At 62.5% G+C, this 18,813-nt stretch carries 12 protein-coding genes and 1 pseudogene; 2 read left to right on the top strand and 11 right to left on the bottom strand.

From position 1 onward, the window contains the following. Positions 1-22: 22 nt before the first annotated feature. Positions 23-1,852, bottom strand: a complete 1,830-nt coding sequence (gene typA, locus D1641_RS10015) for a translational GTPase TypA (RefSeq protein ID WP_160665250.1) — start codon at positions 1,850-1,852, stop codon at positions 23-25. A gap of 481 nt (positions 1,853-2,333) precedes the next feature. Between typA and D1641_RS10010 the strand changes: the two genes are divergently transcribed. Next, on the top strand, positions 2,334-2,645 hold the full coding sequence (locus tag D1641_RS10010) for a hypothetical protein (RefSeq protein ID WP_160665248.1): 312 nt from the start codon (positions 2,334-2,336) through the stop codon (positions 2,643-2,645). A gap of 236 nt (positions 2,646-2,881) precedes the next feature. Beyond that, positions 2,882-4,540, top strand: coding sequence for a M23 family metallopeptidase (locus D1641_RS19860; protein WP_160665246.1), 1,659 nt, complete (start codon positions 2,882-2,884; stop codon positions 4,538-4,540). Between the two features lie 72 nt (positions 4,541-4,612). On the opposite strand, the gene D1641_RS19690 is transcribed toward D1641_RS19860, so the two are convergent. The 10 genes and pseudogenes from D1641_RS19690 to D1641_RS09955 all read right to left on the bottom strand — a co-directional run. Then, complete coding sequence (locus tag D1641_RS19690) at positions 4,613-6,454, bottom strand: S-layer homology domain-containing protein (RefSeq protein ID WP_160665244.1); 1,842 nt, start codon at positions 6,452-6,454, stop codon at positions 4,613-4,615. Between the two features lie 89 nt (positions 6,455-6,543). Further along, positions 6,544-7,734 (bottom strand): ABC transporter permease, encoded by a 1,191-nt coding sequence (locus tag D1641_RS09995; RefSeq protein ID WP_160665242.1) that lies wholly within the window; start codon positions 7,732-7,734, stop codon positions 6,544-6,546. Further along, a complete protein-coding gene (locus D1641_RS09990; protein WP_160665240.1) occupies positions 7,731-8,474 on the bottom strand; it encodes an ABC transporter ATP-binding protein in 744 nt (247 codons plus the stop codon). The genes D1641_RS09995 and D1641_RS09990 overlap by 4 nt, the downstream gene beginning before the upstream one ends. Position 8,475: 1 nt before the next feature. After that, positions 8,476-10,197 (bottom strand): HlyD family efflux transporter periplasmic adaptor subunit, encoded by a 1,722-nt coding sequence (locus D1641_RS09985; protein ID WP_160665238.1) that lies wholly within the window; start codon positions 10,195-10,197, stop codon positions 8,476-8,478. 340 nt (positions 10,198-10,537) lie between these two features. Beyond that, positions 10,538-11,230, bottom strand: a complete 693-nt coding sequence (locus tag D1641_RS09980; RefSeq protein WP_160665236.1) for a response regulator transcription factor — start codon at positions 11,228-11,230, stop codon at positions 10,538-10,540. 34 nt (positions 11,231-11,264) lie between these two features. After that, complete coding sequence (locus tag D1641_RS09975) at positions 11,265-12,542, bottom strand: HAMP domain-containing sensor histidine kinase (RefSeq protein WP_160665234.1); 1,278 nt, start codon at positions 12,540-12,542, stop codon at positions 11,265-11,267. Positions 12,543-12,705: 163 nt separating this feature from the next. Beyond that, the gene (locus D1641_RS09970; protein WP_160665232.1) at positions 12,706-14,733 is read right to left on the bottom strand and encodes a methyl-accepting chemotaxis protein; all 2,028 of its coding nucleotides are present in this window, start codon (positions 14,731-14,733) and stop codon (positions 12,706-12,708) included. 290 nt (positions 14,734-15,023) lie between these two features. Beyond that, complete coding sequence (locus D1641_RS09965; RefSeq protein WP_160665230.1) at positions 15,024-17,018, bottom strand: TRAP transporter permease; 1,995 nt, start codon at positions 17,016-17,018, stop codon at positions 15,024-15,026. Positions 17,019-17,205: 187 nt separating this feature from the next. Next, complete coding sequence (locus D1641_RS09960; protein ID WP_160665228.1) at positions 17,206-18,273, bottom strand: TAXI family TRAP transporter solute-binding subunit; 1,068 nt, start codon at positions 18,271-18,273, stop codon at positions 17,206-17,208. A 99-nt stretch (positions 18,274-18,372) separates the two neighbouring features. Then, positions 18,373-18,813: pseudogene (locus tag D1641_RS09955) on the bottom strand (aminopeptidase); the annotation flags it as partial.

Raw genomic sequence — 18,813 nt, 5'->3', positions numbered from 1 at the left:
GAAAAATCGGAGGGCCGTAAAATCAACCTTTTTTCTTGGAGGCCTCCCGCATCCGGTCGCCGTGGTCCAGCAGGCGCTTGCGCAGGCGCAGGTTTTTGGGAGTGCACTCCAGCAGCTCGTCATCGGCCAAAAACTCCAGGCACTGCTCCAGGGAGAGGGTGCGGGGGGTGACCAGGCGCAGCGCCTCGTCAGAGCCGGAGGCCCGCATATTGGTCAGCTGCTTCTTCTTGCACACGTTGACAGAGATATCCTCCGCCTTAGGGCACTCGCCCACGATCATGCCGCCGTACACCGGAGTACCCGCCCCGATGAACAGGGCACCCCGCTCCTGGGCGTTGAACAGGCCGTAGGTGACCGCCTCGCCTGTCTCGAAGGCCACCAGGGAGCCGGTGGACCGGCGGCTGATCTCCCCCTTGACGGGGGCATAGCTGTCAAAGACGGAGGCCATGATGCCCTCGCCCTTGGTATCGGTGAGGAACTCGCTGCGGTAGCCGAACAGGCCCCGGGCGGGGACCAGGAACTCCAGCTTGGTGCGGCTGCCCACCGGGTTCATGGTGACAAATTCCCCCTTGCGGGAGCCCAGCTTCTCCATAACGGCCCCCACATAGTCGGTGGGCACGTCCACAACCAGCCGCTCAATGGGCTCGCATTTCACGCCGTCCACCTCCTGGTAGAGGACGCGGGGGGGCGACACCTGGAGCTCGTAACCCTCCCGGCGCATGGTCTCGATGAGGATGGACAGGGACATCTCCCCCCGGCCGGCCACGTTGAAGGAGTCGGTGGAGTTCTCCACCTCGGATACCTTCAGGGACACGTCCTTCAGGGTCTCCCGGAACAGCCGGTCCCGGAGCTGGCGGCTGGTGACAAACTTGCCCTCCCGGCCGGCGAAGGGGGAGTCGTTCACCGAGAAGGTCATCTCGATGGTGGGGGCGGAAATCTGGACAAACTCGATGGGCTCCACCTGCTCTGTGGAGCAGATGGTGTCGCCGATGGTCACATCGCCGATGCCGCTCATGGCGATAATGCTGCCCGCCTCCGCCTCCTGGACGGGGACCTTGCCCAGGCCGTCAAACTCGTACAGGGAGGTTGCCTTGGCCTTCTTGGCGGGGACGTCGGAGTCGTGGTAGTTGCACACCGCAATCTCCTGGTTCTGCCTCACCACGCCCCGCTCAATGCGGCCGATGGCGATGCGGCCCACAAACTCGTTGTAGTCGATGGAGCTGACCAGCATCTGGAAGGGGGCGTCCACCTCCACGTCGGGGGCGGGGATATACTCGAGGATAGCGTCGAACAGGGGCTTTAAATCGCTGCCCGCCACGTCGGGCTGGACAGAGGCGATGCCCTGCCGGCCGGAGCAGAAGAGCATGGGGGACTCCAGCTGCTCGTCAGTGGCGTCCAGATCCAGCAGCAGCTCCAGGCACTCGTCCACCACCTCATAGACCCGTTGGTCGGGGCGGTCGATCTTGTTCACCACCACGATCACCCGGTGGCCCAGCTCCAGGGCCTTGGACAGCACAAACCGGGTCTGGGGCATGGGGCCCTCAGCGGCGTCAACCAGAAGGATAACGCCGTTGACCATCTTCAGGATGCGCTCCACCTCGCCGCCGAAGTCGGCGTGGCCCGGGGTGTCCACAATGTTGATCTTCACGTCGCCGTACTGCACGGCGGTGTTCTTGGCGGTGATGGTAATGCCCCGCTCCCGCTCCAGGTCGCCCGAGTCCATCACCCGGTCGGTGACTGCCTGGTTCTCCCGGTAGACGCCCGACTGCTTGAGCATCTCGTCCACCAGGGTGGTCTTGCCGTGGTCTACGTGGGCGATGATGGCGATATTCCTTAATTTCTCATTTTTCATGGGAATTGCACCTCAAATCTGTGGATTTCTCAATAAGCCAAAGCATTATACCCCCATTTTCAGGAAAAAGCAACACAGATAGGAAAAAAACACATACAAAGGGAACCTTTATTCCTTTTCTCCGTCTGTATAATATATAAGAAGTATGACCGCCCGGGCCCTCTCTGACGGGCCGCGCACCGGCAGGGGAGCCATGCTTATACAATGACGATGCCAAAAGGATGCTGTACCAATGGGCGAATGATACCGATCAATTCTATACTGCAAAGGAACTCATACAATGAAGCAAGCAGCCCTGCGCCCGGGAGTGGTCCCGAAAAAATCAAACAAATTTTCGATTTCCCCTTGACTTTCTCGAACGTCTGTTGTATAGTTGTGACTGGAACAAGCGTTTCTTTTCGGCAGGGCTTATAATAGTCCGTTTTTTTGGACATCCTGTATTTTATCCTACCCTTACATCAAATACGTGGAGGGGACCTGTATGCAGACTATGTACTACAAAACGTCCAATTTCATCCGGCACAGCGGCAATGTCATCGACCTGACCGAGCTGCGCCGCCAGCAGGCGCTGGCTCAGCACGACAGCCTGGCCCGCCAGCCCGAGGACGTTGATCTGTCCCCGGAGCCAGAAATCCGGGAGGAGGAGCCCGCCTTCCGCCCGGTGGTGCTTACGCTGTCCAGAGACCAGCGCCGCCGCGCCCGGTGGACCCGCCGGGCCTGGATGCTGGACGCCTGCGCCAGCCTGGCCGTGGTCCTGATGACCCTGGTATTTGTCCTGCGGGTCATGCTCTGAGGAGAAAAGGTTACAAACACAACATCTTGTTTTTTCTTCCGAAATAGACACAATTTAGTCGAAAAACGCCCTGCCTCCCCGGCGCGGCGTTCTTTTTTGTGCATTTTTCCTTGTGGATTTTTAATTTTCTGGAAAAAAGAGGCTTGACGGAACAGGGAAAAACGTGTATATTGTTGTTACCGTTTTGTAACTCTTATTTCATGATTGTCATTTTTCCAAAGCGAGGTGATCTCTCAGTGGATCTATCACAAAATCAAAGCTGGACAGCCCGGCTCCCCGTTGTGGGGGAGGATGACACCGAGCGGCTTCCTATCATAAAACGCAAGGCAGACCGGCGGCCTCCCAAAGCAGACTCGGTCAAAGCCGCCCAGCAGCCCCCCAGAACCAAGGAGGTCAAGGCGGTGGAGCGGCCCTCCGAAGCCAAGAAAGCCGAGACAGTGGAAAAGCCCGCTCGGGACCTCGGCCAGGAGCTGCTGCTCTATCTTCAGGGCTTCCGGGAGTGGAGCCGTATCCATATCCGCCGCTGGACCCACCTGTTCCACGGCGCCGCCGCCGGCACGCTGGCGGTGGGACCCATCTCCTTCCTGATCATGGCCGGCGCATTGGGCGCCGCCCTCACCCTGACCACCCTCTATTCCACCAGCTACGCCGTCATTGTGGACGGCCAGGAGGTGGGAGTGGTGGCCGACCAGAGCGTGGTGGATCAGGCCATTCACACGGTGGAGACCCGGGGTAGCCAGCTGCTGGGCTACGACTATCAGGTGAACGGAGACATCGACTACAGCTTTACCCTATCCCTGAAAAGCGACCTGAGCCAACCCCAGGACATCAGCAACTACTTCTACAGCCAGCTCAACGAGCTCAGCGACCAGCTGCGGGCCTATGAGGTGGTGGTGGACGGCCGGAGCATCGGCACTGTGAAGGACGAGGCCGCCCTGAACGGAATGCTGGACTCCATCAAGGCCCAGTTCGTCAACGAAAACACCACCTCCGCCGACTTTGTGGAGGACCTGTCCGTCCATACGGTATACGCCGTGGACAACCTGATGACCATTGACCAGGTGGAGCAGGCCCTGAAGGCCAACACCACCGGCGCGACCACCTATACCGTGGTCAAGGGCGACACCTACAACGGCATCGCCTACGCCAACGACATGTCCCTCAGCGACCTGATGGCTCTCAACCCTGATGCCAGCCTGAACCGGCTGATGGTGGGAGACGTGCTCAATGTGAAGGAGATTATCCCCGCCCTGTCCGTCCGGACCACCGAGCAGGTGACCTATACCCAGCCTATCCCCTGCCCTGTGGAGGAGCAGGAGGACAGCTCCATGTATAAGGGCGACTCCAAGATCATCACCCAGGGTGAGGAGGGGGAGTCCCTGGTCTCCGCCGACGTGGTCTATGTCAACGGCTACGAGCGGGAACGCACCGTGACCGACACCCAGACTCTGCGGGAACCCACCGTAACCGTCAAGGCCGTGGGCACCAAGGAGCGGCCCAAGACCGCCTCCAAGGGCACCTACATCTGGCCCGTCCGCAGCCACCGCATCAACTCCTACTTTGGCGGCCGGAACATCTTCGGCAGCTACAGCTTCCACTCCGGCATCGACCTCCACGCCGCGTATGGCGAGACCGTCATGGCCGCCGACGGCGGCACCGTCACCAAGGCGGGCAGGAGCAGCGGCTACGGCAACCTGGTGGTCATCCGCCACGACAACGGCACCGAGACCTACTACGCCCACAACTCCAGCCTTCTGGTCTCTGTAGGCCAAAAGGTCTATCAGGGCCAGGCGGTGGCCAAGGCGGGCAGCACCGGCCGCTCCACCGGCGTCCACTGCCACTTTGAGGTCCGGGTCCGCGGCACTGCCGTCAACCCCCTGAACTACCTGAGATAATTGCAAAGCGCCTCCCCGTCCATGTGAGACGGGGAGGCGCTTTCCGCTGCTTCTGAGAATACTCCCTGCGGCTTATTTGGGCGACGCCACGATGATGCGGACGCGGCCGCCGGCGGAAAAGCCCAGGCTGTCATACCAGCCGGTAAGCTTAAAGTCCTCGCCGTTCACCTGGGACAGCTCGGTCAGGTAATAGCCCTGGCCGCCGGTGCTGTCCCGGAGCAGGACCTGAATATCCTCGGCCAGCTTATACTCCCTGCCGCCTCCCATGGCGCTGAGGGAGGACAGGCTGTCCAGACTCACCGAGGTCAGCTGCCGGATGCTCTTCAGGCTTCCCTTCTCATACACCAGCGCGGCCCCGCCGGTGCTGACCGGATACTTTGCGCTGCTGTGCAGGCTCTGGGCCTGGCCGTCCAGGATGTAGGTGTAGTCGACAGAAACATTCATCTCCATGGAGTTGTCCTCCACCCTGCTGATGTAGACATAGCTCTGGATATCGCCGGTGACATTCCGGAGCAGCATGCGGTCAATCTCCCCGTCGGCGTTCAGGGTGTAGCAGCGCACGTCCTCGCCGGACAGCCTGACCCCCGCCAGGCGGGAGGGGTAAATGCGGACATAGCCGCCGTTTTCGTCGGTGTCCAAAATCTGAACCCCGTCAGCAAATCTGTAATTTCCCAGGCCCGTTCCGTCCTTGCTCACCGCTCCCTCCAGCTTTTTGGCGGACAGGCTCCTTACTGTAGTCCCCGACTGGGTGGCGGAGACAGTGACCAGCTTTCCGGCGGACAGGGCGCTGCCGCTGTGGTAGAAGGTATGCACCACCCCGTCGGTGCAGGCCACCTGGGTGGTCACCTGGGCGGAGGCTGTGGACGAGCTGGTGGTGGAGGAGGTGGAGGCCCCCTTGGCGCTGGACACCACCGTGCCGTAGTAGACGGCCTCGTTCTCCAGTGCGTCGATGACCCGGACCACCTCGCCGTTCATCCCAAGCAGGAGGGTGACCAGGTCCCCCTCCCGGAAGCTGCCCTGGCTGGAGAGCTGGTAGGCGGCCTCAGAGGTCCCAAGCTGATAGCTCACCCCGGCCACAGTGACGGCGGTGGGGGCGGCGGCGCTGGGGGACAGGCCGGTCAGGGTGCCCGTCACCCGGCTACGATAGACCCAGACTGTGCCCATATTGGCGCTGTAGTAGTACACGTCATACTGCTGCACCGACGCCAGGGAGGAGAGCGCCCCGTTGCAGTACACCGCGGTAGGGGTGAGGGGCAGTGACAGGGCGGCGCTGTCCGCCACATAGGGCCCCTTGGTCCCGGCAGACACCAGGGCGGAGTAGTCCACCTGGCCGTTGGTGACGGTGCAGCCCAGGGCGGTCCCGTACACCGTCCCGGCACTGGTTTTGGCGGTGAGCAGGTTGTAAAACAGGTTCACGCAGTCCTGCCGGGTCAGCTTTGCCCCCTGCTCTGCGGATACGCCGTCCAACAGGCCGACGGAGCTGGCCTTGGACAGCTGGGCGGCGGGGTAGGCCCCCTTCAGGTCGCTGGGGTCGTAGCCCAGCGCCTTCAGCAGGGCGGCGCAGCCCTCCTCCAGGGTGATAGCCTGGTCGGGGCGGAAGGTGCCGTCCACATAGCCGGTCATCCAGCCCTGCTCAATGGCGACGCGGACGCTGCCGCTGGCCCAGTGGTCCCCCTTCAGGTCCTTGAACAGAGAGACGCCGTAGCCCTCCGCCGCGTCCTTATAGGGGGAGGCGGCGGTAAGCATCTGGGCAAACTGGGCCCGGGTGACCGTACTGCTGAGGCTGTCGTCCCCGGAGAGGATACCCAGGGCCTGAAGGGCCTCCTGCCTGGAGCCGGCGGCCTGTGCCCCGACGCACAGGGAGAGGGCGAGGCAGAGGGCAAGGGCGGCGGAGGTAATGCGTTTTGTTTTCATAATGATACTCCTTTTTGGCGTGATGGTATGTAGGGCGCGACGACCCGGCGCGCCGTCATGGAGGTCCCAAACGGGCCGACATCCACAGATCAATCATAGTGCAGCGCGTCGATAGGGTTAAGCCGTGCCGCTTTTTTGGCGGGGAGGTAACCGAAGAGCACGCCGATCCCCGCGGAGATACCGAAGGCCATGAGGACGGCGAAGGGGGTAGGGGCCACGGTGAGGGCCTCCTCCATCAGCCGTGCCACCACTACGGTGGCGGCGGCGGACAGGAGGTAACCCAGTCCGATGCCGATGAGCCCGCCCAGGGCGCTGGTGACCGCCGCCTCGATGACGAACTGCTCCATAATGGTCCGCTCCTTGGCCCCCAACGACTTGCGCACGCCGATCTCCCGGGTGCGCTCGGTGACGGACACCAGCATGATGTTCATAATCCCGATACCCCCCACCACCAGGGAGATGGCGGCGATCCCCGCCAGCACGCCCACCAGAATGTTAATCATCCCGGTCATGGTGTCCACCAGCTCGGACATGGTGATAATGGAGAAATAGTCGTCGCTGCCAAAGAAATCGGTGAGGGCCCCCTCCAGGGCGGCCTTGCTCTCATCCATGCGGTCCTCGTCCGCCATGGTGACCACATAGCTGGACACCCGGCTGCCCCCCAGCCGGGCGGCGGTGGAGTAGGGCAGGTAGAGGCAGTCGTCGCCGCCCCCCTCGCTCATGGAGTCCTCCCGCTGGTCCAGCACCCCCACGACGGTCAGGGCCTGGCCTCCCACCCGGAGGGTCTGGCCCAGGGCGTTTCCGCCGAACCGGGCCTGATTCACATAGGCCCCCACCACACACACCCTGGCCCGGGTGGCGATGTCGCTGTATTGCAGCCCCCGGCCCTGAGAAATGGTGTAGCCATAGATGCTGTTGTAGTCCTCGCTCACCCCGGAGACCGAGATGGAGGTGGTCTCGCTGCCGATCTTCACCCCGCCCATCATGGACACGGTGGGGGAGCACAGCTCCAGCTGGCTGGGGTGATCGGCCACGATCTCATACATATCCTCCACCTCCATGGTCCGAGTGGCCCCCCGGGCCTGGACGGTGACGGTGAGGGTGTTGGTCCCCATGCTGGAGAAGCTGTCGGCGATGTAGTGCTCCAGACCGCTGCCCAGACCCACAATCACAATAACCGCCGCCACGCCGATGATAATACCCAGCATGGTGAGCAGGGTGCGGACCTTGCTGGAGGCGATGTTTTTCAGGGCCAGGGAGAAGGATTCGCTAATTCTCATGCCCCCGCACCCCCTCTCATGCCGGCGGCTCTGGGGGTGACCACCGCCTCCGGAGCGCTGGCGGGGCCGTCATACACCACCCGGCCGTCCTCCAGGCGGATAATCCGCTGGGCCTGGACGGCGATGGAGTTGTCGTGGGTGATGAGGACCACGGTATGCCCCTGGCCGTGGAGGTCCTGGAGCATGGAGAGCACCTCCCGGCCGGTGCGGGAGTCCAGGGCGCCGGTGGGCTCGTCGGCCAGAATCACCGAGGGCCGTCCCACCAGGGCCCGGGCGATGGACACTCGCTGCTGCTGGCCCCCAGACAGCTCCATAGGCCGGTGCCGCCACTTGTCCCCCAGGCCCACCTGCTCCAGGGCGGCCCGGGCCCGGTCCCGCCGCTCCCCCCGGGACACGCCGGCGTACATCAGCGGGACCTCCACATTTTCCAATAGATTCAGCTTGGGCAGCAGGTTGTATTGCTGAAAGATGAAGCCCAGCAGCTCGTTGCGGATCTCGGCCAGCCGGTTTTTGTTCATCCGCCCCACATCCTGGCCGTCCAGGAGGTAGGTTCCCTCCGAGGGCACGTCCAGGCAGCCGATGATGTTCATGCAGGTGGACTTCCCCGACCCGGAGGAGCCCACAATGGCGGTGAACTCCCCGGCCCCGATCTCGAAGGAGATGTGGTCTGCGGCGGTGACGGTACTGTCCCCCATGTGGTAGTACTTGCACACCTCCTGAAAGGTAATCAGCGCCGCCATATCAGAAGCCTCCCCGTCCGCCGCCGGGGCCTCCGCCGGCGGACACTGTGATGTTTGGCGTCCCGCCGCCGGGCATAGCCCCATCACTGAAGGTCGCCACGCCCATGCCGCCGGGGATCATCATCTCAAATCTGCCCGAGCCGGTGGTGGGGATGTAGGCCACCGTGTCCCCCTCCTGGAGGCCGGAGACGATCTCAATGTAGCTGCTGTCGCTGGCCCCGATCTCCACGGGGACGGAATAGTACTCCCCGCCCTCCATGGCGGTACCGTTGGCGGCGCTGGGGGAATCGGCGGTAACCAGCACGGTGTTCCCCCGGTTCAGCGCCCCGGCGGGGATGGCCAGCACATCGCTGGCGCTCTCCAGGGTGATGGCGGCGTCCACGTTCATACCGGGGAGCAGGCCCTCCGTCTCGTCGATGCGCACGGTGACCGGGTAGGTGGTGGTCCCCCCGGAGGAGGTCCCGGCCACGCTCACCTTGGTGACCACGCCGGTGTAGGTCTTCCCCTCCACCGCGTCGGCGGTGATGCTCACCTTCTGACCCACCTCAATGTCAGAGATATCCAGTTCGTCCACACTGAGGGTCATGGTCAGGTAGCTCAGGTCATAGATGGAGCACAGCACCTTCCCCGCCTCGCTGGTCTCCCCGGCCTTGTAGTTCTTGTCGATGACCGTCCCCCGGATGGGAGAGGTGATGGTGTAGTTGTCCAGCTGGTCCTGCCGGCTCTCCAGAGACAGCTGGGCGTTGCGCAGGGAGTCGGCGGCGCTCTGGAGGCTGTCCTCCACACTGTCGCTGGTCAGGGTGAGGATGACGCCCCCCTGATTGACCCAGCTCCCCTCCTGGGCCTGAATGGAGGCCACTTGGCCGGAGACCTCCGCCGTGATATTCTCCTCCGCCGCGTATTCAAAGGGGGCGCTCCCGGCGCTGGCACAGCCGTCAACTGTGACGGAGCCGGTCTGGCCGGGGGTGAGGGCCCCGGGGTTGGAGACCTCCACCGTCACATAGCGGACCATCATGCCGCCCTCCAGCACGGTATCCATCCGGTCGACTTTGGAGACGGTCCCCTCCAGGGTCTCAAAGGTGCTCTCCAGGGTGACCGAGGCGCTCTGGCCCACCCGGAAGCCTGCCGCCTCGTCGGAGAGGAAGGGGACCTTCAGCGTCATCACGTCGGAGTTGCGCAGGGTTGCCACGGTCTGTCCGGCGGACACGTCGTCCCCCGCCTCCACCTCCAGGGAGAGGACCCGCCCCGCCTTGGGGGCGGTGACCGACAGCTTCTCCAGGTCCTTGGCCCGGCTGTCATAGCTGCGCTGGGCCTGATCCAGGGAGAGCTGGGCCTGCTCCAGAGAGCTTGACAGGTCAGAGGCGTCGATGGTATACAGCACCGTCCCCTCCTCCACCTGGTCCCCCTCCTCAAAATCGGCGGTGAGGATGTTCCCCTCCGCCAGGGAGGTGACCGAGTAGGAGTTGGCCGCCTCCAGAGCGCCGCTGCCGGTGATCTGGGCGGTGATGTCCCGCCGCTCCACGGGGGCGGTGGTGTAGGTCAGACCGGCGGCGGAGACGGGCTGACCGCCCCCGGCCAGCCGCAGGGCGAAGGCCCCCGCCAGCGCACAGGCCGCCACCGGGATAACGACCCGTTTGCGCAGCAGCTTCCTGGCCAGAGTCCCCAGCTGCCGGCCGGGCTTCTCCCTCTCTGGGGCGTCACGTTTTAATACAGGAAGTTTCATATCCGAAATCGTCCTTTCTGTTTTAGGCTGGCCCCATCCTAACAGGAAAATTTGAACAGCCGGAGGAGGAAATCGAAACAAAAGCTAAACAACCTGCAAACAAAAAGAAACGCCGCCCCGCCCCCAATGGGCGGAGCGGCGGATGTTATTGAGGGTGTAGGGCGCGACGACTCGGCGCGACGCCGGAGCGGTTTGCATCGCCGGCCAGGCGGGCCGCCGGGTCGGCGGCCCTGCACACGCCCCAGGGGAAGGAATGTAGGGGGCGGGCTCTGTCCCGCCCCGCCGTTTTGCCGGACATTTTAAGGGGACGGGGCGGCGCGGAGGCCGCCCCCTACACAATTCAAATTCTGTTCAGCCGGTAACCGGCCCCCCAGACGGTCTCGATCAGCCTGGGGCGGGCGGGGTCGTCCTCCACCTTGTCCCGGATACGGCCGATATGGACGGTGACGGTAGCGCTGTCCCCCATGTACTCGCAGCCCCAGATGGTCTCGAACAGCTTCTCCTTGGAGAATACGGTGTTGGGGTGCTCCGCCAGGTATTTCAGCAGGGCAAATTCCCGGTTAGGCATTTTAATCTCCCGGCCGTCCTTCACCACCTTCCAGCTCTGGGGCAGAATCTGCACGTTGCCCAGGCTGATGACCTCCGGCTCCCCCTGTCCGCCCCCGGTGAGGCGGGCGTATCGGCTGAGGTGGGCCTTCACCCGGGCCACCAGCTCCGCCGGGTCGAAGGGCTTGGGGATGTAGTCGTCCGCGCCCAGGCCCAGCCCCCGAATCTTGTCCACCGACTCGGTGCGGGCGGTGACCATGAGGATGGGCACGTCGATCCGGTCCCGAATCAGGCGGCATACGTCGTAGCCATTGCACCCCGGGAGCATCAGGTCCAGCAAAATCAGGCCGAAATTCCCGTTCAGCGCCTGGGTCACCGCCTGCTGGCCGTTGTCCACAATAGAGACCTGAAAGCCCTCCATCTCCAGATAGTCCCGCTCCAGCATGGCAATCTCCGGGTCGTCCTCCGCGATCAGGATTTTGGTCATATCTGTACCTCCCTGGAAAAATTGGAGTCTGCAGTCATGCAGGGGCCGACGACTCAGCAGCCTTAGAGACGGCGTGCCGAGCCGTCACGCCCTGCCGTCCTCTAGAAGGCAGGGATATCTCAAAGACAAGCCCGTTCTCGTTTCTGGCCGTGATGGTCCCGCCGTGGGCCTCCACGATGTATTTGGCGATGTAGAGTCCCAGCCCGGCACCCTCGCCGTTCTTGGCGCTCCGGGCCTGGTCGGCCCGCCAGAACTGCTCAAAGAGATGGGGCAGGGCCTCCTCGGCCGCCCCCTGGCCGTTGTCGGCAAAGCGGAGCCGCTCCCACTCCCCCCGCCGCTCCACCGTCAGGGAGATAGCCGGCCTGTCCGCCCCGGCGTAGCGCAGGGCGTTGTCCTTCAGGTTGCTCAGCACCCGGTAGAGCTGCTCCGGGTCGATGGACACGGGGTGGGAGCCGGGGGAGACGGACAGCTTGACGGTTCCCCCCGCCTGCTCCAGCTCCGGCCCCGCCTCCGCAGCGAACCGGCTGACAAACTCCCCCAAATCAGCCTCCTCCCGGAACAGGGGGAGGTTTCCTGTCTCCAGCCGGGAGAAGTAGAACAGCCGCTGGAGCAGGACGTCCATGTCGCAGGCCTTGCGGTAGGCCACCTCCAGATACTGCCGCTGCCGCTCCGGGGTCTGGGCCACCCCGTCCCGCAGGCCCTTGATGTACCCCTTCACGCTGGTGAGGGGGGTGCGCAGGTCGTGGGAGATACCCGCCACCAGGTCGGTGCGGGCCCGCTCATAGGCGGCGTTTTTCTCCTGCTCGGCCAGCAGGTGCTCCTGCATCCGGTTGAAGGCTGCGCATACCGGGGAAAACTCGTCCCGGCCCCGGTAGTCGATGGCCTGGGTAAAGTCGCCGGTCTCAATGCGTCCTGCGGCTCGGGTCAGGGCATCCACCGGCTGGAGCAGCTTTTTCAGCTGATACCGGGTGAACAGCGTGTTCGTCAGGAGGATCACCACGATTGCAGCCCCGCCGCTGAGAAACAGCGAGAGGGTCATAGTCTCCATCCAGGGCCGGGGTTGGCCCGGGCCGGCGGGTCGTGCCAGAACGGTGACGGCCACCAGTTCAATCATGTCCTCGTCCAGCTGAATTCTGATGGTGCCCTCCTCGGGCCGGCGGTCGGGGGGCAGGGCCCGAAGCATCTCCTCCGCCTGCCGCTGGTAGTGACGACCGATGGCGTGGGTTGCGGCGCTGTTCACCGCCAGCATCACCACCAGGGCCACCAGCACCGATATGGTGTTGTAAAAAAAGAGGTGCCGTCTGATCCTCATAAGGTTCCCCCCTGACGATTCAAAATGCACCTCTATTGTAGTATATAATTGTAAAGAAATCAGCGTCGGATTCTAAACTTTTCAGAAATTTTAAAATTCGGCCGGCCGCTCCGTCCGGAAGCTGGCTCCCAGTCCGCTGTCAGTGCAATGGGCTCCGCCCGGCTCAAGAAATGCGGAAGCGGCTGATCAGTCCGTTCAGGGTCTGGGCCTGCTGGGACAGCTCCTTGGAGACCGCCGCGCTCTTTTCAGCGGCAGTGGAATTGTCCTGGACCACCGCCGAGATTTCCTTGATTCCCGCCTCCACCAGAGCGATCATCTCCGACTGCTGGACGCTGGCGGCGGCAATCTCGTCCATCAGCGTTTTGATGGACTGGATACAGCTGTTGATGTCCTGCATGGCGGAGACGGCCATGTCGGTAGACTCCGTCCCGGACTTGGCGCTCTGGATGGAGCGGCTGATCAGGTCGTTGGTATTCTGGGCGGCCTCGGCGGATTTGGCCGCCAGATTGCGGACCTCGTCCGCCACCACGGAGAATCCCTTTCCGGCATTCCCGGCCCGGGCGGCCTCCACGGCGGCGTTCAGGGCCAGAATGTTGGTCTGGAAGGCGATATCCTCGATGGTCTTGATAATCGTGCCGATTTGGGCGGAGGACTGGTCGATGTTCCGGGTGGCGGCAGTCAGCTGCTCCATTTTTGTGTCGGCCTTGGCTGCGTAGCCGGTGGCCTGACCCACCAGCTCGCTGGCGCTGCCGCAGCGCACGGTGCTGGTCTGAATTTGAGTGGTAATCGATGTCACGTTGGTCACCAGTCCATCCACCGAGGCGGCCTGCTCCGCTGTGCCCTGGGCCAGCGCCTGAGCGTCGGCAGACACCTGGACCGCGCTGGCGCCCACCTCGCCGGCCACCTGAGAGATATCCCGGATCACGCTCACCAGGTTGGCATGGATGGACCGCAGGCTGTCAGACAGGACCCTGAAGTCTCCGATGTAATAGGACTCGTTCCGGGTGACGTCCACGGCCAGGTTGCCGCCGGCAATCTCTCCCAGAATGCGGCCCACGTCGTCGATGGTCTTTCGCAGACAGCCGCAGACCCGGTGGGTGGTCTGGGCAATCATCCCAATCTCATCTGACCGGCCATAGAACGGCTCCAGCTCTTGATCCGCGGAGAGGTTCAGGTCCCCCAGACGGCTGATGGACCGCTCCACCACCATAAGCTCCCGGCCCTCCCGCCGCAGAAGCATCAGGGTGAGCAGGATCACAGCGGCAGCCGTGATAGCGCACAGCACACCTACCAGAATACGCACATTGGTCACCGTGCCGTAGACCTCGGTGGCGCTGTCCCGGACCATAAAGACCCAGCCCCGGTCCTTCAGGTACTTGTACACCACCAGCTGCCTGCTCCCGTCCTCGTTCCGGTAGGAATATGTATTGGCCTGTGTACTGCCGTCCTCCCGAATGCGCCGGATAATCTCCTGGTATCCGATATCCGTGGTCTCGGTATTCAGAAGCGCGTCGTCCTCATGGTAGAGGTAGACTCCCGTATCCACATTCAAAAACACATACTCGCTGTTGGGCAGGCCCTTCATGTCCAGATCCAGCAGCGAGTCCATCAGGCGGCTGGCGTAGACCCCTGCTCCCACATAGCCGATACACCGCTGCCCCTCGAAGATAGGGTAGTACATGGACAGAATCATGCCGCCCGTGCCGGGGGACTTCATGATGCCCAGATTGGTCAGCTGCCGCTGGGCCAAAATCGTGTCCTGGAAGGTTTTCAGGGAGTCTCCCGACCGGGTGGTTATGCCGATGGCGCCCTGAGAGGTGTGGGTCAGTACATGGGTGTTGGGAGTGGCGATGTACAGCCCCTCAAACACGCCCTTCACTGCGGCGAAATCTTCGGTATATTTCTGCGCCTGGGCCACCAGCACCGGATCGTCCGGGTCCAGAAGCAGATCGCGGACCTCACTGCCCAGGGCAAAGGCAGTCATGTATTCCTCTGCGGAGAGAACATACTCATTGATAATAGCGGCCCTGGACTCCACGGCGTCGGTCATCTGATTCGTAATGTCGTTTTTTACTACAGAGGCTGCGTTGGTGGATACGACCAGCCAGAGCAGCAACATCCCTATCAGGGTGATAACGGTTGTAAGTATTCCAATTCGTGCGGCAAGTTTTTTGTTCTGCATAAATCCCATAAAAACTCTCCTCCACAGGAAAAGATTTACAGGCAGCTCCGCCTCAGCTGCCATGCTTTGGGCCAAATCCGCGCGGCAGATCCGGTCCCTCTCTCCAGGGCTAGTATAATCCCTTTTTTCCATATTTCAAGAGCTTTTTTCTCCTCATTTTCAGGTCATAATCCGCCCTTGCCCTCTCCCTCCCGCAGCGCTGTCACAAGGGCGTATTACCTTCTGACTGCCCCACATGAAGAAACAGCGCCGTCTTGGAAAACAAGACGGCGCTGTTTGTATTGGTTCTGTTCCGATTATCAGGCTGCCTTAGCCTTGGTGCTGCGGAACCGCTGAATCAGGTAGACGCCCAGGAACAATCCGATTCCCAAGATATCGGTTACTCCGCCGGCATCCACCAGCAGCAGGCCGCTGATCATGAGTACAATTCGCTCCGGCCAGGTGCAGTTGGTGCGGAAATAGCCGGTAAAGCCGGTGGCGATACCCATCATGCCGATAATGGCGGTGACAATCGCCTTCAACACCAGCAGAACAAACAGCCAGGTAGGGTCGTTGTTGACATTTACCAGCACCAGGACCGGGTTGAACACAAGCATATAGGGCACCAGATAGGCCGCGATGCCCAGACGCGTGGCGTTGAAGCCGGTCTTCATGGGGTTGGCGCCGGCGATGCCGGAGCCGGCGAAGGCTGCCAGGGCCACAGGAGGCGTGATGTCAGCCACGATGCCGAAGTAGAACACGAACAGGTGAGCCGCCAGCGCGGGCACATTCAGGGCGATCAGCGCGGGGGCGGAAATGGTGGCCTGAATGATATAGTTGGCGGTGGTGGGCACGCCCATGCCCAGAACGATGGAGCACAGCATGGTGAAGACCATTGTGAGCAGCAGGCTGCCGCCGGCCAGGGCTACGATGCCGCCGGCCATCTTCAGGCCCAGACTGGTCATGGTGACCACGCCCACGATGATGCCGGCGCAGCCGCAGGCAACGGCCACGGAGATGGCACTGCGGGCGCTGTCCTCCAGACACTTCAGGAACATCTTCAAAAAGCGCACCGCGTCGAACTTGCGCTCTTCCCGAATGATCTCAACGATCCAGACGATGATGCAGGCGCCGATGCCCCAAGTGGCGGCCAGCGTGGGGGAGCGGCCCTGTACCAGCAGGGCGATGATGACCACGATGGGCAGCACCATGTACCAGCCCCGTTTCAGCAGCTCCTTCACCACAGGTCGCTGGTCCTTGGGAATGCCGGTCAGGCCGTGCTTCAACGCCTCGAAGTGGACGTTGGTAAAGATACCCGTGAAGTACAGCAGCGCCGGGACACAGGCCGCCAGGGCGATGGTGCCGTAGGAGCAGCCGATGAACTCGGTCATAATAAAGGCCGCGGCGCCCATGATGGGGGGCATGATCTGCCCGCCGGTGGAGGCTGCCGCCTCTACCGCCCCGGCAAACTCGGGCCGGTAGCCTGTCTTTTTCATCAGCGGAATGGTGATGGAGCCGGTAGAGACCGTGTTAGCCACCGAGCTGCCGCTCACCGTGCCCTGGAGGGCGCTGGCCACCACAGCGGCCTTGGCGGGGCCGCCCACTGAGCCGCCGCAGGCGCCCAGGGCAAGCCCGGTCATCCAGTCGCCCACGCCGCTGGCCTTCAGGAAGGTGGCAAACACCAGGAACAGGAAAATAAAGGTGGAGGATACATAGATGGGGGAGCCCAGGATGCCCTCGGTCCCCAGCCACTCGGTGCATACCACCCGCTTAAAGGTAAATTTAGCGTGGAACAGGAAGACGGCGCGGGGGATGTAGTGTCCAAAGATGGCGTAAAGCAGGAAGATGGTGCTCAGGCCGGCCACAATGGGACCCACTACCCGGCGGGCCGCCTCCAGCAGCAGAACAATGGCGATGCAGCTGACAACCACGTCCGTCTGGGTAAAGGCCCCGGCGCGAAGCAACAGCTCCTTGTAAAAAATAACATGATAGGCGCCGCAGCCTACGCAGGCCAGCGCCAGCAGGTAGTCATACCAGGGGATGGTCTTTCCCGCCTTGCCAAAGGCCGGATAGAGCAGATAGACCAGCGTCATGCCGGCGGCCAGGTGAGGAGCGCGCTGCAGGGTGGATGGGAAAGCTCCAAAGATGCCGGTATACAGCTGGAAGCAGGACCAAACAATGCACAGGACAACCACCAGTTTGCCGTGGAAGCCCTCCAGACGGCGGAAGGCGGACTCCTTGTCATATTTGGCCATTAAGTCGTCGGTATTGATTTGCGCAGATTCAATGTGGGGGAGATTTTTTTGCTCGCTCATATATTTAGATACCTCCCGGAACAGAATTTGAGTCAAACAACGGTTTGATTATACAGAGGGGGCCCGCCGTTTATCAGGAAGGCCCCCTCAGTCAGGTGAATGTCAGTCTTTTCACAATGGATTCCCGGTTTCGCTCCAGCCAGCTGGGCGGAACGTGGGGATTCCCACGCTGATGCTTTCAGGCGGCTCAGCCGTTGTCGGGAACGGTGATGCCCTGCTCAGTGAAATACTTGGCAGCGCCTGGGTGGATGGGAGTGGTAACGCCGTCCAGGCAGCCCTCCAGCTGGATCTCCTTGCCGGTGGCGTGAGCAGCCGCGACCTCGTCGCCCGTCTCATAGAAGGCCTTGGTGATCTGATAGACGGTCTCGTCGTCCAGAGCGGCGGAGCAGTACAGGACGGCCTTGCAGGTGATGGTGTTGCAGTCCTCGGCCTGGCCGTTATAGGTGCCGGCGGGAATCACCTTGCGGGTAAAGTAAGGGGCGTCAGCCTGGATGGTGGCCAGGATGTCGTCGCTGATGTTGATATAGGCCAGATCCATGGAGGTGGTCATCTCCTGGATGGAGGAGGCGGGAACAGCCAGCACGTTGCAGGCCGCATCGATGTGGCCGTCCTGCATCTTGGCAGCGGCGTCGCCGAAGCCGTCGCTCTGGGGCTGGATGTCCTTGTCGGGGTCGATGCCGGCGGCGGCAAAGATCTTCTGGCTCAGGCCCAGGGTGCCGGAGCCGGCGGGGCCGATGGCGATTTTCAGACCCTTCAGGTCCTCCACGTTCTTGGCGCCCGTCTTGGCGTTGGCAACGATCTGATAGACCTCGTTGTACACCACACCGATGGCCTTGACGTTGGTGACCGGGGCGGTGAAGGCGCCGGTGCCGGCGTGGGCGTCGGCGGCCACGTTGTTCATGGCGATGCCCAGGTCCATCTCGCCGATGTTAATCAGGTTGATGTTCTCCACAGAGGCGCCGCTGACCTGGGCGCTGATGTTAATCTGCGCGTCAGCCAGCCTGTTGTTCATGGCGTTGGCCATGGCCGCGCCCAGGGCGTAGTAGGTGCCGCCGCTGGAGCCGGTGCCCATTACCAGGTCCTGAGGGCCGGCCGGGGGAGTTGCGGGCGGAGTAGTGGTGCCAGGCTGGCTCCCAGAGGTGCCGGGCTGAGACGTGTTGCTGTTAGCGGGCTCCTTGGGGCCGCAGCCGGCCAGCAGGCCGAGGGACATGACGCAGGCAAGAGCCAGAGCCAAAAGCCGATTCCTTTTCTTCATAGCGTTTCCTCCTTAAATATTCTGTTCATCCTATCTTCCATATCCGGTGGTATAGCACGCGCCGGCTCCGGCGCGAAATACCCGATTCAGACCGAGCGCTTATGCGTCGCCCAGGCAGACCATCTTGCCGTCCTTGACAATGACGACCTCTTCCGCGGTGCCCTCGTCGAAGATGACAGTGGGATTGTACTGCACCATGTCGATGTGGACGGTGGAGCGGGCAGGCTGGCCATAGTAGAAGCCGTTGCCCATGGCGATGTGGCAGGTGCCCCGGGCCTTCTTCTCCTCCTCAAAGTCGCCGTTGAACATGCAGGCGGGGTTCAGGCCGATGCCGATCTCGGCGATGTTGTCCGAATCCTTGACCTCGGCGATCTGCCGGCGGATCTCCTTGCAGATCTTGGCGTCGCCGCCCAGAACCTCTACAATCCGTCCGCCCTCGATCTTCAGCTCCACGGGGATGGTGGGGCAGCCGTAGTAGCAGATGGGGCCGTCGATGACCAGCTTGCCGTGGGTGGTGTCCACCACGGGACCCAGGGAGAC

The sequence above is a fragment of the Colidextribacter sp. OB.20 genome, from assembly GCF_009911595.1.
Classification (GTDB): domain Bacteria; phylum Bacillota; class Clostridia; order Oscillospirales; family Oscillospiraceae; genus Lawsonibacter.
The sequence above is the reverse complement of the archived record's forward strand: the minus strand, read 5'-3'. Positions and strand labels throughout refer to the sequence as shown.

Coding starts and splice junctions, on each gene's coding strand:
- typA (WP_160665250.1), bottom strand. CDS start 1,852: ATGAAAAATGAGAAATTAAGGAATATCGCCATCATCGCCCACGTAGAC.
- D1641_RS09980 (WP_160665236.1), bottom strand. CDS start 11,230: ATGACCAAAATCCTGATCGCGGAGGACGACCCGGAGATTGCCATGCTG.
- D1641_RS09960 (WP_160665228.1), bottom strand. CDS start 18,273: ATGAAGAAAAGGAATCGGCTTTTGGCTCTGGCTCTTGCCTGCGTCATG.
- D1641_RS19690 (WP_160665244.1), bottom strand. CDS start 6,454: ATGAAAACAAAACGCATTACCTCCGCCGCCCTTGCCCTCTGCCTCGCC.
- D1641_RS09970 (WP_160665232.1), bottom strand. CDS start 14,733: ATGGGATTTATGCAGAACAAAAAACTTGCCGCACGAATTGGAATACTT.
- D1641_RS09965 (WP_160665230.1), bottom strand. CDS start 17,018: ATGAGCGAGCAAAAAAATCTCCCCCACATTGAATCTGCGCAAATCAAT.
- D1641_RS09990 (WP_160665240.1), bottom strand. CDS start 8,474: ATGGCGGCGCTGATTACCTTTCAGGAGGTGTGCAAGTACTACCACATG.
- D1641_RS09985 (WP_160665238.1), bottom strand. CDS start 10,197: ATGAAACTTCCTGTATTAAAACGTGACGCCCCAGAGAGGGAGAAGCCC.
- D1641_RS09995 (WP_160665242.1), bottom strand. CDS start 7,734: ATGAGAATTAGCGAATCCTTCTCCCTGGCCCTGAAAAACATCGCCTCC.
- D1641_RS09975 (WP_160665234.1), bottom strand. CDS start 12,542: ATGAGGATCAGACGGCACCTCTTTTTTTACAACACCATATCGGTGCTG.
- D1641_RS10010 (WP_160665248.1), top strand. CDS start 2,334: ATGCAGACTATGTACTACAAAACGTCCAATTTCATCCGGCACAGCGGC.